This is a genomic window from Sinomonas sp., from assembly GCF_051955515.1.
Taxonomy (GTDB): domain Bacteria; phylum Actinomycetota; class Actinomycetes; order Actinomycetales; family Micrococcaceae; genus Sinomonas.
The window spans coordinates 14,163-27,868 of the sequence record NZ_JBQCGQ010000186.1; the positions used below are offsets into that span (position 1 = coordinate 14,163).

Sequence of the window (13,706 nt, forward strand, 5' to 3'; positions counted from 1 at the left end):
ACTAGTGCAGGCGCTTCGGGCTGAAATGTTCCCAGTACCGCCAGAACTCGGCGCGTGCCTCTGAGGCTCGTTGCTGTTCGTTCGCGTGCAGCCTGCCGAAGCTGAAGGCGTTGGCGCCTTCAAGGTAGGCCGAGGTGCCGAGTTCGCGCAGCAGCGCGCGGGTCACCACGCTGTCCTGGTGGTCCCCGAGGATCGTCTGGATGCGCTTGGCGTCTTTGGCGAGCCGCTTGGCCCGCTTGCCGTGGACCGGCCGGGCGGACTCGGCCGCGTAGCGCAGCCGCTTGGCGCATTTGCGGACCTCGTGCAGGGCGGCGTCCGATTCCTGGGTGCCGGTCGCGTCCTGGGCCGCGGCCACCGCTTCGCGGAGTCGATCGAGGTCGTGGGATACGCGGCGGGCCACGGCCTTGCGGGCCTTGCGCTGCCCCGCGTCGGTCAGGGGCGGGTCCTCGACGAAGGCCTCGAGCGCGTCGAGGAGGGCAAAGTACCGCTCACCCGCGAGAGCCTCCAGGCCGGAGGCATGGGCTCGGTGGTGGCGCGCGCCGAGCTCCTCGTCGATGCGCTGGACCACCGGCCCCATGAGCAGCTCGGGCGGCTCGGCGGCCGCGGCGTGCTCCAGCCGCTCGCGCATGACCTCCAGATCGCGGGCCTCGCCGATGGACTGCGCCACCCACTTCAGGTCCTCGCGCAGTCGGTCTGCGGCGTCCCGGTCCGCGAACCTCCGGTACGTGGCGAGAGTGGAGCGCATGCGCCGGGCGGCGACCCGCATCTGGTGCACGGCCCGCGGCTCGCCCCTGCGCACGCCCGGGTCCATCTCCTTGAGCGCCTCGACCTGGTGGCGCAGGTAGGCCAGCAGCACATCCGCCGCCGGGCCCTTCCGCCGAGGGGGCGACGACGGAGTCCCGGCCCGCGGGTAGGAGTCACCGAGGGCGCGGGCGAGCTTCGAGGTGTACGCCGATCGATGGCCCCCGTGGGAGCCGACGAGCCTCTCGGCCGCGTCCAGGAGATCCTCCGGGCCGTTCTCCAGTTCAATCTCCAGCTCACGCCACTGCAGGGGCGCCCCGGCACCGAGCAGGGACCAGGCCTCGACCCGGTCGTCGCTGAACTCGGCCAGCACCGAATTCCCCTCGCCTACCAGCGGGGTGCTCCTCCGCACGGTTTCCACCTTGGCCACCGGCGTCAGAGGCCGGCCTCTCACATGCGCCGCGACCATCTCCCGAAGCCGAGAGGGCACCTCTTCGGCGTCGGATCCCAACGGCTCGGTCTCCTCGATCCTCTTGTCCGGCCCGAGCGGGAGCTTCAGATGCCACCCCGCATCCTTCCCGCCCGTGCGCCGCCGCAGCGTGATTCCCCGCGCGGCCAACGACAGCTCTGCGGTGTCGAAGTAGACGGCCTCGAGGCGATGCACCGCCCCCGGACCGGCTCCGTGCACGCCCGGGAGGGTTTCGACGGGTGGCGCGGGCGCGTCTCCGGGGATCTCGAACTTCCTCTCGGACTCGACAGACGTGGATCCCTTCACGCGAGGAGATTACGCCTCAGTGCCCCTCGGGCGTAACGGTCGGATGACCCGAAAACGCGAGGTGACCACGAACAGGTTGAAGGCCACCTCCTCGGGGAGGTGGCCTTCAACGGATCGAGGTGGGTCAGTCGTCGTGGTTGGTCGAGCCCGCGGGAACGCCGGGGACGTCGTCCGGGCCGTAGATCTGGGCGTCGCCCGGGTACGGGGTCTCCCAGTTGTGCGTCTGGTACCAGGTCCAGCGGTTGAACAGCGCGGGGTTCGCGAAGTCTTCCTTCGCGCCGTTGCCGGTCAGGTGCTGCTCCTCGGACCAGTCGTCCCACTCCGCAGCCGTGTGCTTCATCGAGTCCGGGACCGCAGCTGCCTTGGCAGCGGACTCGTTCACCGCTGCGGCGGAGGCGCCCGTCTGGCCGAGGGTGTCGTTGCCGCACGCCGGTGCGGTCTTGACGCCCTCAGTGAGCGGCACCTGGTTCGGGACGGCCGTGAAGGGCGCCAGGTCAGGCTTGTTGGTGAAGGCGTCGAACATCGGAGTGGCCGCCGCGACCTTCTGGTTCAGTGGCTGGGCGCCGAGGATCTGCTCGATCGTCCGGACCATGCTGATCTGCGAATAGAAGGTGCTGACGGTCTGCCCGTGCACGGCATAGGGGCTGATGACCTGGACCGGGGCGCGGTGGCCATCGACGTGGTCGGCGCCGTTCTGGCTGTCGTCCTCGGCAATGAAGATCGCAGAATCCTTCCAGTACTGGGAATGGGAGATCTCATCGACGATCTTGCCGACGGCGAGATCGTTGTCTGCGACCTGGGCCTCCGGGTCCGCGGTGCCGCCGGTGTGATCGCTTGAGAGCCACATCATCTGGAAGTTCTTCGGGCCGTTCTTCTCGAAGTCCTGCTTCCAGGTCGCGTAGCGGTAGATGTCCGGTACCGCGGTGTCGAACGGCGCGGCGTTCGTGTCGGTGATCGCATTGAGCGAGGGGATGGCCGATCCGGCGTGCATCTGCAGCGAGGGGGCGAAGAGCTGGGCCGGGTCTCCGCCCGCCATGGTGCTCGTGGCCGCACAGTAGTAGTTCTGCCAGGTGGCACCTGCCGGCTTGCCTTCTTCGGAGTCGAACTCGCCGTAGTTCCTTGCGGTGTTCCCAGCGGCCTGGATGGAGGTCCACAGGAAGCCGGAGCGCTGGTGGCCCAGCACGTCGTCCTCGGTGTCGTACGAGCGCGTGTACTCGCCCGCGCTGGTCTCCGTGTACGCAGGGTCGTCGCCCTGCATCATCCAGTTGTGGCCCTCGGCCGAGTTCGTGCCGATGTCGTACGTGTTGTCGTACAGGCCGAATTGGGCCGCCAGAGCGTGCTGGTTCGGCGTGACCTTCGCGCCGAACTGGGCGAGCGACGCATCGCCATTGCCCTGCTTCATGTCGCCGTAGACCTGATCGTAGGTGCGGTTCTCCTTGACGATCAGGAACACGTGCTTGATCGTCGAGGGATCGCCGATCCGCTTGGGGACCGCGACGGCGGGAATGTTCGCGGCCTCGGCAGCGGTCGCCTGCTTGACCGAGCTGCCGTCCCAGCCGTTCTGCTGGAAGACCGTGTCGGTGTACTGCTTGATCTGGTCGTCGCCCGGCAGCGTGAACTTGGTGAGGGAAGCCGTGGTGGAGTGCGTGCCGTGGCCGGTCGCGACCGTAGTGCCGGGGCCCTTGTTGAAGCTGAGCTCCGGTCCGCGGGCGTCGATGCCGCGGATGTTCGTGACCACGATCTGGCCGTTCACCGCACTGACGTTCCCGGGGTAGTAGTCCGTCGGCAGCAGGCCGATGTAGCTGGCCGGGTCTTTCGGGTCCTGCTTGTCGACCTTGTAGACCGCGATCGCGTTGGCGCGACCGAGCGAGACCAGCAGGTGATCGCCCTGCATCGCGATGCCCGTAGGCTCGTAGCCCACCTGAGACGGAGCCCACGGCTGCGCCGCGATGGTCTGCAGGACCTTGTTGCTCGCCGTATCCACGACCGAAACGGTGTCGCTGTTGGTATTGGCCACATACAGCGTAGTGCCGTCGAGGTACATCGCAGTCGGGTGAAGCTGGACGTCGATCGACGAGACCGGAGCCGAGGTGTTGGCGGTGTCGATCACGCTCAGTGTGCCGCTGGTCGAGGTGCCCAGATTCCCGTCCGCCGGGACCTGGGTGCCGTAGGAGTCCATCGTCGCCTCGCCCGGGGCGGCCTGACGGCCCCCTTCATTCGAGACGTACAGCTTGGTGCCGACGAACTTGAGCTGGCGCGGGGCGATGCCGGTGGTGAACGTCTGCTTGACCGTCCCTGCGACAGGGTCGATGGCGACGACGGTGTTCTGCCCGTTGACCGCGGCGTAGAGCGCCGAGCCGTCGGGGGAGAACGCGATGCCGGCGGTCAGCGCCTGCTTTCCTGCTGCCGTGGGAATGCTGATCTTCGTCCCGGCACCGAGGGATCCGTCCGCGTTGAACGGGTAGCGGACGATGCCAGTGGCTACCGGCTCGTAGAGGAACTTGCCGTCGGGGGAGAAGACAGGGCCCTCCTGGCCGACCGAGCCGTCGGAGACCTTCTGGTAGGCCATGTTCCCGTAACCGGCACTGCTCGCCGCCGAGGAGAATGACGTCGCCGTCATGGTGCCCGCTGCCGCGACCGGCTTGTAGGTGCTGAGGTCGAAGACCTGCAGGTCGATCGAGCGGTCGGTGCTGGTCCCCACCAGATAATGGCCGTCGGGGCTCACGGTCGAGCCCATGATCTTGCCGAACGGTGTCATCAGGCGGTCGCCGATGGGCTTGATCACCTGATTCGACGAGACCTGCAGCCCGTTCTCGTTTTCGGAGCCGACCTGCTTTTGGCCGAAGGCGATCGTCGATGCAGCGGCGATGCCGCCGCCGACGAGCGCGAGCGCGCAGGTTGCTGAGGCGATAGCGAGCGGCTTTCGTCCCTCTGCGATCGTGGACAGCCGTCGCAGGCCGAAAGCCGCTCCCTGTCGGATGTCGAGGAATCTTCGGTTGGCTCTTAGCCACTTGGCCATGTGCGGTTCTCCTCTTCTCAGCCCACAGCGCTTGCGGCGCGTGGACGAGTCTTTGATGTGTTCCGGGAGGCTCTGCCCCCGGTGGCTTGAGGGACGCAAGAGCGTGAGGGCCGGATCCCGGCCCTGCAAGCTTGGCGGCCGAGCCTTACGTTCCTGTGAAGGGCCTGTGATCCTTCGTTGAACTCAGGGGGAACAGGGTCAGCGAAGGGCGTCCCGGATCTCACGGCGGATGAGGCGCAGGTCCGACGTCTGGAATACCGGATGTCATCTGTGTCCCATGCCACCCGAGCGCGGGAGCGGTGGCGTGAAATGGATCCACACGTTTCGACTCATAGGAGAGCGGCATGGCGGCATCAGCCATCGAGATCCGGTCCATCGACAGAGTTCCCGCCAGTGAACGCCATGGGCGCCCGCGGGATCAGTTCACGCTGTGGTTCGGCGCGAACGCGCAGATCACGGCCATCGTGGACGGAGCCCTCGCAGTCGTCTTCGGAGCGGACGCCTTCTGGGCCATCATCGGCCTGCTTGTGGGGAACCTCCTCGGCGGCACGGTGATGGCGCTGCACTCCGCCCAGGGCCCCAAGCTCGGACTTCCACAGATGATCTCGAGCCGCGCGCAGTTCGGCGTCCTCGGAGCCGTGATCCCGCTCGTCTTCGTGATCCTCATGTACGTGGGCTTCGCCGCGACGGGAACGGTGCTCTCGGGGGAGGCCATCAACCTGATCATCGGCACGGACAACCGCAGTATCGGCATCCTCATCTTCGGCGCGGCCACGGCGGTCCTGGCCATCCTCGGCTACCGGTACATCCACGCGCTCGGACGCGTGGCGACCGTGCTCGGACTCCTGGGCTTCGCCTATCTGACCGTCTCCATCTTCACCCGCTACGACGTCTCACACGCGGTCTTCGTCAAGCCGTTCGAGCTCTCGACGTTCCTCGTGGCCATCTCCGTCGCCGCCGGATGGCAGCTCACCTTCGGCCCGTATGTTGCCGACTACTCGCGTTACCTTCCCCAGCAGACAAGCGAGAGGCGCACCTTCTGGTGCACTTTCGCGGGCTCCACGATCGGCGCACAGTGCGCCATGACCATCGGCGCGCTCGCGGGGGGCCTCTCTGCCGCCGGGCTCGGCGGGAACTTCCTCGCCAACCAAGTCGGGTACATGGGCAATCTCGCTGGTGGGGGTCTCCTCGCGTTCGCGGTCTACGTCATGATCGTGACCGGCAAGCTGACTGTGAACTGCCTGAATGCCTACGGTTCGTTCATGTGCTCGGTGACGATCTCGACGGCGTTCACGCGGCGCTCGAGTGTCAGGCCATCTGCCCGGGTGTTCGCGGTGCTCGCCGTCATCGCCGTGAGCGTCGTCGTGGCGCTTGTGGCGTCGTCGGACTTCCTCAACCTCTTCAAGAACTTCATCCTGCTGCTCCTGATGGTGTTCACGCCGTGGTCCGTGATCAACCTGATCGACTACTACAAGATCTCGGGTGACCGCATCGACGTCCCGGCCCTCTACAACCCCGCGGGTCGCTACGGCCGGTGGAACAAGGTGGCGCTCACGTCCTATGCCGTCGGGATCCTCGTGCAGATTCCGTTCCTCTCGCAATCGCTCTACACCGGACCGATCACCAAGCTTCTCGGCGGTACGGACATCTCGTGGATCGTCGGCATCGCGGTGACAGCGGCGATCTACTACCCCTGGGCGAAGGCGACCCACCGCCCGGTCCCGGCTGACGCCGTCGGCCGTGACGCCGTCGAGCTTGACGCCAGCGACCCCACCGGCGAGGAGCGCGCCCCCCTCGCCTAGACCGGCGGTGGCGAGTCCTCGGTCTTCCACGGGCAGATGTGTGGGAGGGTCGGATCGGGGGCAACAGCTGATCGGCGTCGGGGGGAGAGACATGATCGACAAGCGCGAGGCCAAGAATCTGCGGGGCCGTCTTGAGGAGGTCGCGCGGGGCCTCCAGCCAGACCAGCGGCTCTGGCTGGAGGTCCATTCGCTGAGGCATCGGCGGCATGGGCGCAGGTGGAAGGGCGTGATCTGCCAGCACGAGGAGGTGACCGCAGTGTTCGCAGGGAGGAACCCACAGGGAGCTGTCTTCGGTCTCGACTACCCCAGCCAGCTTCCCGAGTGGCTTGACGCCCTCGGCGTGCGTCCCGTGGAGCCGATGCCGGACGATTGGAACACCATCATGTTCTTCGGGTGCGATGTCGAGGTCCTCGAAAAGGAGACGGCCCGGTCCTGACGCCCCGAGCAGGCGAATGCGCCGAGACGGAAGAAGGCAACGAAATGTCGCTCAAGGAACAGCTGCAGCAGGACGTCGTGAAGCACATGAAGGACGGCGACCGAGTGTCTCTCCAGACCGTCAGGAACGTCCTCGGCGAGATCGAGACGCGCGAGAAGTCCGGCAAGACGCCCGTGACCCTCGACGACGTGCAGCTGACCTCGCTCCTGCAGAAGGAGGCGGCCAAGCGCCGGGAAACTGCCTCGATCTACGCGGAGGCCGGCGAGCAGGACCGCGCCGACCGCGAGCTCGCCGAGGCGATGGTCATCGAGGCGTACCTCCCGAAGGCGCTCTCCCGCGAGGAGGTCGAGGCGATCGTCGACAACGTGATCGCTGGCCTCAAGGAAGCCGGCCTGGAGCTGAGCATGCGGCAGATGGGCCAAGTGATGAAGCCGGTCACCGCTGAGGTCGCGGGCAGGTTCGACGGCAAGACGGTCAGCGAGATCGTTCGCGCAAAGCTCGCCTAGAGGTCATCCAATCGTCGCGCGTGCAGCCTCCCGCTCTTCGGCCGGGCGGCCAGTTCGAGCGGTGCGCCCCGAAATCCGTGCCTCGAGATACCGCGCGAAATGCGAGATGAGGATGTTGGTCACCACATACACGGCACCGATCACGAGGTACGTCTGGATCAGGTGATTCGTGTAGGCCGTGAGGTTGTTCGCCGTCTTCATGAGTTCCGGATAGCTGACCGCATAGCCGAGGGTCGTGTCCTTGAGCAGGACGACGAGTTGGGCCACCATCGACGGGACAACGATGCGGACAGCCTGCGGCAGCACAACGTACCGCGTGGCCTGGGAGTGCTGCAGGCCAATGCTCAGCGCCGCTTCGACCTGCCCGGCTGGAAGGGCGAGGATTCCTGCACGGAAGATCTCAGCCATGACGCCCGAGCTGCAGAGGGCAATGGGGATGACGAGTTTCCAGAAGATGTCAGGGTTGATCCCGTACGTCGGCAATCCGCTCACGAAGATGTAGACGACGAGCAGCAGCGGGACAGATCGGAAGAATTCGATATACGCCGTGGCGGGGCGCCGGAGCCACGCCCGGTGTGACGTGCGGGCCAACGCCATGAGAAGCGCCGTCGGGATTGCGAAGAGGGCGGCAACCGCGGCTGCAATGGCCGTGTTGCCGAGACCGGCGAGGAGGAATTGGATGTACGGCCACTGGGTGAACTCGGCCCAGCGGTCGGCAGCCAGCTGCCCCGCCGCGCTGAATCGCAGGATCACCAGGACGACGACGGCGGCAATCGCCAGCACGCTCAACACCGTCACTATCCGGATGGTGCGCCGCCCGCGAGGTCCCGCGGCGTCGAAGATGTGCTCCTGAGTGCTCACCGCTGGACCCTCCAGCGCTTCTCGAGGCGTGCTCCGGCCCAGCCCGCCAGAAGCGAGATGATGACGTACGCGAAGGCTGCGATCATATAGGCCGTGAGCCCGAGGGCCGCTTGGTTGTTGATCTCAGACACCTGCAGGGTGAGGTCTTTCACGCCGATGACGCCAGCGAGCGAGGAACTCAGCAGGATTCCGATGAACACATTGACGAGCGGTTGGACCACGCTCCGGTAGGCCTGGGGGAACAGGACGTGCCGCAGAACGCCGAAGAAGTCGAGACCGATGGAGCGAGCCGCCTCGATCTGCCCTACGGAGACCGCATTGACGCCCGTGCGGATGGCCTCACAGGTGAACGCGCCGCCAAGAAGCACCATCGACACGGCCGCGCACGTGAAGAGATCGAAGGTCACTCCCACGTCAGGAAGCCCGAACGTCACGATGACGAGGAGGCTGATGAGGGGAATATTCACGAACAGCTCGACGTACAGCCTTCCGACTGCTCGAAGCGGCACGATGGGGCTGATCCGGAACGCGGCCACGATTGTCCCCACCACGAGCGACCCGAGGAAGCTCACCGCCGTGAGCCTCACGGTCATCCATAGTCCGTCGAGCAGCTGGGATAGGTAGGTGGTGAACAGCTCCTGCATGGCTGGATCAGGAGGCGATGGCGGGCGGAGTAGGAGGATCGGTCTTGACCACCTGGCCGACGGTGGCCTTCCAGAGAGCGGCCCAGGTGCCGTCTGCCTCCATGGCCTTGAGCCAGGCGTTGACGAAGGCCAACGCGTCCGTTCCCTTGTGGAGCCCGATCCCATACGGATCCGAGTTGCCGAACGGGTCTCCGACAAGTTTGACGTCCTTGTTCTTGGCGACGTCCGAGAGCAGGATCGATTGGTCGATCACGTAGGCGTCGACCCGTCCCTGCTGAACGGCTGCGAGGCACTTCGGGTTGTCGTCGAAGGTCTGGACGTTCGCCTTGGGCGCGAATTTCTGGAGGAGTGCGACGCCGGTGCTCGCCGTCTGGGTAGCGACGGTTTTGCCTGCGAGGTCATCGACCGAATTGATATTGTTTGTTGTCGATTTCACGAGGATCGCAGATTTGGACTCGTAATAGGGGCCGGCGAAGTCCACCTTCTGCTGCCTTGCTGGCGTGATCGAATAGGTAGCGATGATGAGGTCCACGGACTGGTTCTGCAGGAGCGTTTCGCGCGTATCCACCGTGACCTGGCTGAGGTTCTCCTTCGGCTGGCCCGTAATGTACTTTGCGAGGAGTTGGGAGATCCCGGCGTCGAAGCCAGCGACCTTTCCGGTTGCAGGATCCCGCAAGGAGAACAGCGACGACGTGTCCGTGCCGCCGCGGTTGATGACCCCGCGCGCCTTGATGGCCTTGGCCCACGAGTTAGCCTCGACGAGCGACGCATCCGCTACAGCCCCCTTGGCAAGCACGGCGTCGTAGGCGGCCAGGTCGATGATCGAGCCCGAGGCGCCGCCCGAGCTCGCCGAACCAGATGATGCGGGTAGGGACGGTGTATTCGAACAGGCCGCCAGCATTCCCGCGCCAAGTGTTCCAATGCCCAAGCCGAGCACCCTGCGCCTCGTCAGGCTGCGTCCGTCAATGTCGATTCGATCCATGGCCGTTCCTCCCCGTTGCGCTCCGGTCGTAGTGCACGGTCCTATCGTGAAGTGCGTACCCCGGCCGTCGCGGTTGAAACGCCGGGCCGTCCGCCCTATGAGGCCTGGACGGCCCTATAGGAAAAAGTGGGATCATATCGGCATGACCCTCAGACCCGCCGCTGCCCCGGCCTCCGCCCCGGCCGAAACTCCCCGCGGCAAGGCGGCGGGGGAGGCATACGCCGTCCTCCGCGCCATGATTCTCGACGGCGAACTCGCCCCGGATGAGCGCATCACCATCGACGCCGTCTCCCGCCGCCTCGAGATCTCCCAGACGCCTGTCCGCGAGGCACTCCAGCGGCTCGAGGGCGACAACCTCGTGGTCTCCAGCCCCGGCCGCGGCTACAGCACCACGCCGTTGCTCGGCCCCGAGGAACTGCGGGCGCTGTTCGAGTTCCGTCTCCTGGTGGAGCCGTGGGCGGCGAGGTCGGCCGCCGTCGACCGTCTCTCAAATCCGGGCCGCGGCCTCCGAGCCGAGCTTGCTGCGCTCGAGGAGGCCATCGGCGAAGGCGGCGACCTGCGGCAGCTCCTCGTTGCCCATGACACGAGATTCCACGGTCTCATTCTCGAGGCGGCGGGAAACCCGGTGGTCCGGCACGCCTTCGAGCAGACCCACTGCCACCTGCACACCTTCCGCCTCTATCCAGCCGACATCGGCGGGGACCGCACGGCTGAGGAGCACGCTGAGATCGCGGCGGCGATCTCGGCCTGTGACGGAGCGGGGGCCGAGGCCGCGATGAGCCGGCACATCTTCAACGCCTTCGACCGCTTCGCCCAGGCCTACACGGACGACGGCGGCCTGCCGGCCCTCGAGCGGTCCAGTCGCCCCAGGATGCGGGTCGCGCGCTAGTCAGGCTTGACTCCACCCCGTCCGATCTCGATATGGTTTTGTCAATTCCTATAGGATCTTTGTCCCAGTTTGAGAGGGCCTCATGTCCCGCGTTTCCGCGATCACGGCACACGACATCCGCTTCCCCACCTCGCTCGAACTCGACGGCTCGGACGCCGTGAACGTCGACCCGGACTACTCCGCCGCGTACGTCATCATCCGGACGGACGAGGGCGAGGAGGGCCACGGCTTCGTCTTCACGGGCGGCCGAGGCAACGAGATCATCGTCCGCGCTATCGAGTCGTACGCCGCCCTCCTCCTGGGCCTGGATGCCGATGAGCTCGTGACCGACCTCGGCGGGGCGTCCCGCCGCCTCGTCCACGACTCCCAGCTCCGCTGGCTCGGCCCCGAGAAGGGCGTGAGCCACATGGCGTGCGGCGCCCTCATCAGCGCACTGTGGGATCTTCGCGCCCGGCGCGAGGGCAAGCCGCTCTGGCTTCTCCTCAGCGAGCTGAGCCCCGAAGAGCTCGTGGACGTCGTCGATTTCACCCACATCTCGGACGCGCTCTCGCCCGCGCAGGCCCTCGAGATCCTGCGCGCCGGGCAGGAGGGCAAGGCGGAGCGCATCGCCCAACTCCAGGCCAGCGGCTACCCGGCCTACACGACCTCGCCGGGCTGGCTCGGCTACAGCGACGAGAAGCTCGTGCGCCTCAGCCGCGAGGCCGCCGCCGACGGCTTCTCGATGATCAAGCTCAAGGTCGGCGGGAGCCTCGACGACGACCGCCGTCGCCTGCGCCTCGCTCGCGAGACTGTCGGCTCCCTGCCGATCGCCATCGATGCCAACCAGCGCTGGGACGTGCCCGAGGCCATCGAGTGGGTCAACGCGCTCCGCGAATTCGAGCCGTACTGGATCGAGGAGCCCACGAGCACGGACGACATCCTCGGCCACGCCGCGATCCGCAGGGGAGTGGCGCCCGTGCGCGTCGCCACCGGGGAGGCCGTGGCCAACCGCATCGTCTTCAAGCAGCTCCTCCAGGCTGGCGCGATCGACGTCCTCCAGCTCGACTCGACCCGGGTCGCCGGTGTCAATGAGAACATCGCGAACGTCCTCCTGGCCGCCAAGTTCGGCGTCCCGGTCTGCCCCCACGCGGGCGGCGTGGGCCTGTGCGAACTCGTCCAGCACTTCTCCTTCTTCGACTTCGCCGCCGTCTCAGGCACACAGGAGGACCGCATGATCGAATACGTCGACCACCTCCACGAGCACTTCGCCGAGCCCGTCCGGATCGAGCACGGTTGCTACCTCGCGCCGCAGCTGCCGGGGACCAGCGCCGAGATGCTCGCCGCCTCGCGCGAACGGTGGGAGTTCCCCTCCGGCGCGGGCTGGCACGAAGTGGGGGACCGCGCCGCGGTCTCCGTTCCTACTCTGGCGGGAGACGCACGATGACGACGACGGCAGAACTCACCTCAGTGGTCGAGGCCGCGCACGCGGCATTCCTCAAGGCAAGGAGCGCGACTCCCGAGACCCGGGCCACCTGGCTCGAGTCCGTCGCGGACGAGCTCGACGCCGAGGCTTCGGAGCTCATCGAGATCGCCGGGCGCGAGACTCACCTCGGCGAGCAGCGGCTCGCGGGCGAACTCCGCCGCTCCACCTTCCAACTGCGGCTCTTCGCAGAAGAGATCCGTTCGGGGGAGCACCTCGACGCGACCATCGATCACGCCGACCCCGGGTGGGGCATGGGCCCGCGCCCCGACATCCGTCGGGTGAACGTGCCGCTGGGTGTCGTGGGCGTCTTCGGAGCGTCCAACTTCCCCTTCGCGTTCAGCGTGGCCGGCGGGGACACGGCCTCGGCTCTCGCGGCGGGCTGCGCCGTCGTGCACAAGGCCCACGAAGCGCACCGGGAGCTCGCCGCGCGGACGGCCGCCGCCGTCGTCCGCGGCCTCGAGAAAGCCGGCGCTCCCGCCGGGCTGTTCGCGCTCGTGACCGGTCGCGAAGCCGGAGTGGCCCTCGTGGAGCACCCGCTGGTCAAGGCCATCGGCTTCACCGGCTCTACGGCCGGCGGCCGAGCCCTCATGGACGTCGCCGCCGCGCGCTCCGAGCCCATTCCGTTCTACGGCGAGCTGGGCGGGATCAACGCCGTGGTCGTCACGCCCGCAGCGTGGGACGAGCGCCGGGAGCAGATCCTCGCCGACTATGCCGGCTCGTTTACGCTCGGCATGGGCCAGTTCTGCACGAAGCCAGGGCTGCTGTTCGTGCCGGCCGGGGAGGACGCGGAGCTCGAAGAACCCCTCGTCAACGCGCTGCGCGACGTTCCCCTCCACCCGCTCCTGGCCGAGCGGCTGCACGACGGGTTCGCGGAGGCCGTGGGCGAGGTCTCGTCCCAGCCGGGCGTCCGCGTGCTGGTCCCCGGAAGCTTCGACGAGGCGCCGCGCCCCACCGTTCTGGTGGCCGAGGCTCGCGATGCGCTCGCCGACCCCGAGCTGCTGCGCCGCGAGATGTTCGGGCCGGCGAGCGTGATCGTCCGATACGCCGACGCGACCGAGCTCCACGGCCTTGTGGACACCCTCGAGGGCCAGCTCACGACGGCGATTCACGGCACCGACCGCGACGCCGCCGACGAATCGATCGATGAGCTCAGCGAAAAGCTCGCTGAGCGCAGCGGCCGAGTGCTGTGGAACGGTTGGCCGACCGGCGTGACGGTCAGCTATGCGCAGCACCACGGCGGCCCTTACCCTGCTACGTCGAGCAACACGACGTCGGTGGGGACCGCCGCGATCCGCCGTTTCCTCCGCCCGGTCGCGTACCAGAGCTGGCCCGAGGCGCGGCTCCCGGAGCCGTTGCGCGATGACAATCTGTGGGGCGTGCCCCAAAGAGTCGACGGCGTGTGGAAGCGCCCAGAGCGAAAGGGAGCCTAGTGAGCGACCTCTTGAAGCGAGTCCTGCCCGAGGACGCCGAGAAGGCCGTGTTGGTCGCTCGCGTGTGGGATCCCTCCGCCGGCGGCCCGCGTGTTGCGGCCGTTCGCGGAGACGAGGTCTACGACCTCCAACGTGAGGCACCCACCGTCGCCGGGCTTC

The 13,706-nt window shown here is 67.2% G+C and carries 11 protein-coding genes; 6 read left to right on the top strand and 5 right to left on the bottom strand.

Annotated elements, in window-relative coordinates; translation table 11 throughout:
• Nucleotide 1 precedes the first annotated feature (1 nt).
• Nucleotides 2-1,516 (bottom strand): CYTH and CHAD domain-containing protein, encoded by a 1,515-nt coding sequence (locus tag ACTHL9_RS10610; RefSeq protein WP_440518959.1) that lies wholly within the window; start codon nt 1,514-1,516, stop codon nt 2-4.
• Between the two features lie 124 nt (nt 1,517-1,640).
• Nucleotides 1,641-4,535, bottom strand: coding sequence for an alkaline phosphatase family protein (locus ACTHL9_RS10615; protein ID WP_440518961.1), 2,895 nt, complete (start codon nt 4,533-4,535; stop codon nt 1,641-1,643).
• Nucleotides 4,536-4,879: 344 nt separating this feature from the next.
• Here ACTHL9_RS10615 and ACTHL9_RS10620 point away from each other — a divergent pair, with 344 nt between their 5' ends.
• From ACTHL9_RS10620 to ACTHL9_RS10630, 3 genes are all read left to right on the top strand, one after another.
• The gene (locus tag ACTHL9_RS10620; protein WP_440518962.1) at nt 4,880-6,337 is read left to right on the top strand and encodes a purine-cytosine permease family protein; all 1,458 of its coding nucleotides are present in this window, start codon (nt 4,880-4,882) and stop codon (nt 6,335-6,337) included.
• A 91-nt stretch (nt 6,338-6,428) separates the two neighbouring features.
• Nucleotides 6,429-6,773: a hypothetical protein gene (locus tag ACTHL9_RS10625; RefSeq protein WP_440518964.1), complete on the top strand. Its 345-nt coding sequence runs from the start codon at nt 6,429-6,431 to the stop codon at nt 6,771-6,773.
• 44 nt (nt 6,774-6,817) lie between these two features.
• Nucleotides 6,818-7,279, top strand: a complete 462-nt coding sequence (locus ACTHL9_RS10630) for a GatB/YqeY domain-containing protein (RefSeq protein ID WP_440518966.1) — start codon at nt 6,818-6,820, stop codon at nt 7,277-7,279.
• A 3-nt stretch (nt 7,280-7,282) separates the two neighbouring features.
• On the opposite strand, the gene ACTHL9_RS10635 is transcribed toward ACTHL9_RS10630, so the two are convergent.
• Genes ACTHL9_RS10635 through ACTHL9_RS10645 form a run of 3 tightly spaced genes read right to left on the bottom strand, consistent with a single transcriptional unit; the run spans nt 7,283 to nt 9,766 of the window.
• On the bottom strand, nt 7,283-8,140 hold the full coding sequence (locus ACTHL9_RS10635) for an amino acid ABC transporter permease (protein WP_440518967.1): 858 nt from the start codon (nt 8,138-8,140) through the stop codon (nt 7,283-7,285).
• On the bottom strand, nt 8,137-8,784 hold the full coding sequence (locus tag ACTHL9_RS10640) for an amino acid ABC transporter permease (RefSeq protein ID WP_440518969.1): 648 nt from the start codon (nt 8,782-8,784) through the stop codon (nt 8,137-8,139). The genes ACTHL9_RS10635 and ACTHL9_RS10640 overlap by 4 nt, the downstream gene beginning before the upstream one ends.
• A gap of 7 nt (nt 8,785-8,791) precedes the next feature.
• The gene (locus ACTHL9_RS10645; RefSeq protein ID WP_440518971.1) at nt 8,792-9,766 is read right to left on the bottom strand and encodes a glutamate ABC transporter substrate-binding protein; all 975 of its coding nucleotides are present in this window, start codon (nt 9,764-9,766) and stop codon (nt 8,792-8,794) included.
• 142 nt (nt 9,767-9,908) lie between these two features.
• On the opposite strand from ACTHL9_RS10645, the gene ACTHL9_RS10650 reads away from it, so the two are divergent.
• The 3 genes from ACTHL9_RS10650 (at nt 9,909) to ACTHL9_RS10660 (ending at nt 13,547) form a co-directional block, all read left to right on the top strand.
• Nucleotides 9,909-10,655 (top strand): GntR family transcriptional regulator, encoded by a 747-nt coding sequence (locus ACTHL9_RS10650; RefSeq protein WP_440518973.1) that lies wholly within the window; start codon nt 9,909-9,911, stop codon nt 10,653-10,655.
• Between the two features lie 82 nt (nt 10,656-10,737).
• Nucleotides 10,738-12,078 carry an enolase C-terminal domain-like protein gene (locus ACTHL9_RS10655; protein WP_440518974.1) on the top strand — a complete coding sequence of 447 codons (1,341 nt, stop codon included), beginning with the start codon at nt 10,738-10,740 and terminating at the stop codon, nt 12,076-12,078.
• A complete protein-coding gene (locus ACTHL9_RS10660) occupies nt 12,075-13,547 on the top strand; it encodes an aldehyde dehydrogenase (NADP(+)) (protein WP_440518976.1) in 1,473 nt (490 codons plus the stop codon). The genes ACTHL9_RS10655 and ACTHL9_RS10660 overlap by 4 nt, the downstream gene beginning before the upstream one ends.
• The last annotated feature ends 159 nt before the right edge of the window (nt 13,548-13,706 follow it).

Coding starts and splice junctions, on each gene's coding strand:
- ACTHL9_RS10615 (WP_440518961.1), bottom strand. CDS start 4,535: ATGGCCAAGTGGCTAAGAGCCAACCGAAGATTCCTCGACATCCGACAG.
- ACTHL9_RS10620 (WP_440518962.1), top strand. CDS start 4,880: ATGGCGGCATCAGCCATCGAGATCCGGTCCATCGACAGAGTTCCCGCC.
- ACTHL9_RS10625 (WP_440518964.1), top strand. CDS start 6,429: ATGATCGACAAGCGCGAGGCCAAGAATCTGCGGGGCCGTCTTGAGGAG.
- ACTHL9_RS10630 (WP_440518966.1), top strand. CDS start 6,818: ATGTCGCTCAAGGAACAGCTGCAGCAGGACGTCGTGAAGCACATGAAG.
- ACTHL9_RS10640 (WP_440518969.1), bottom strand. CDS start 8,784: ATGCAGGAGCTGTTCACCACCTACCTATCCCAGCTGCTCGACGGACTA.
- ACTHL9_RS10645 (WP_440518971.1), bottom strand. CDS start 9,766: ATGGATCGAATCGACATTGACGGACGCAGCCTGACGAGGCGCAGGGTG.
- ACTHL9_RS10650 (WP_440518973.1), top strand. CDS start 9,909: ATGACCCTCAGACCCGCCGCTGCCCCGGCCTCCGCCCCGGCCGAAACT.
- ACTHL9_RS10655 (WP_440518974.1), top strand. CDS start 10,738: ATGTCCCGCGTTTCCGCGATCACGGCACACGACATCCGCTTCCCCACC.
- ACTHL9_RS10660 (WP_440518976.1), top strand. CDS start 12,075: ATGACGACGACGGCAGAACTCACCTCAGTGGTCGAGGCCGCGCACGCG.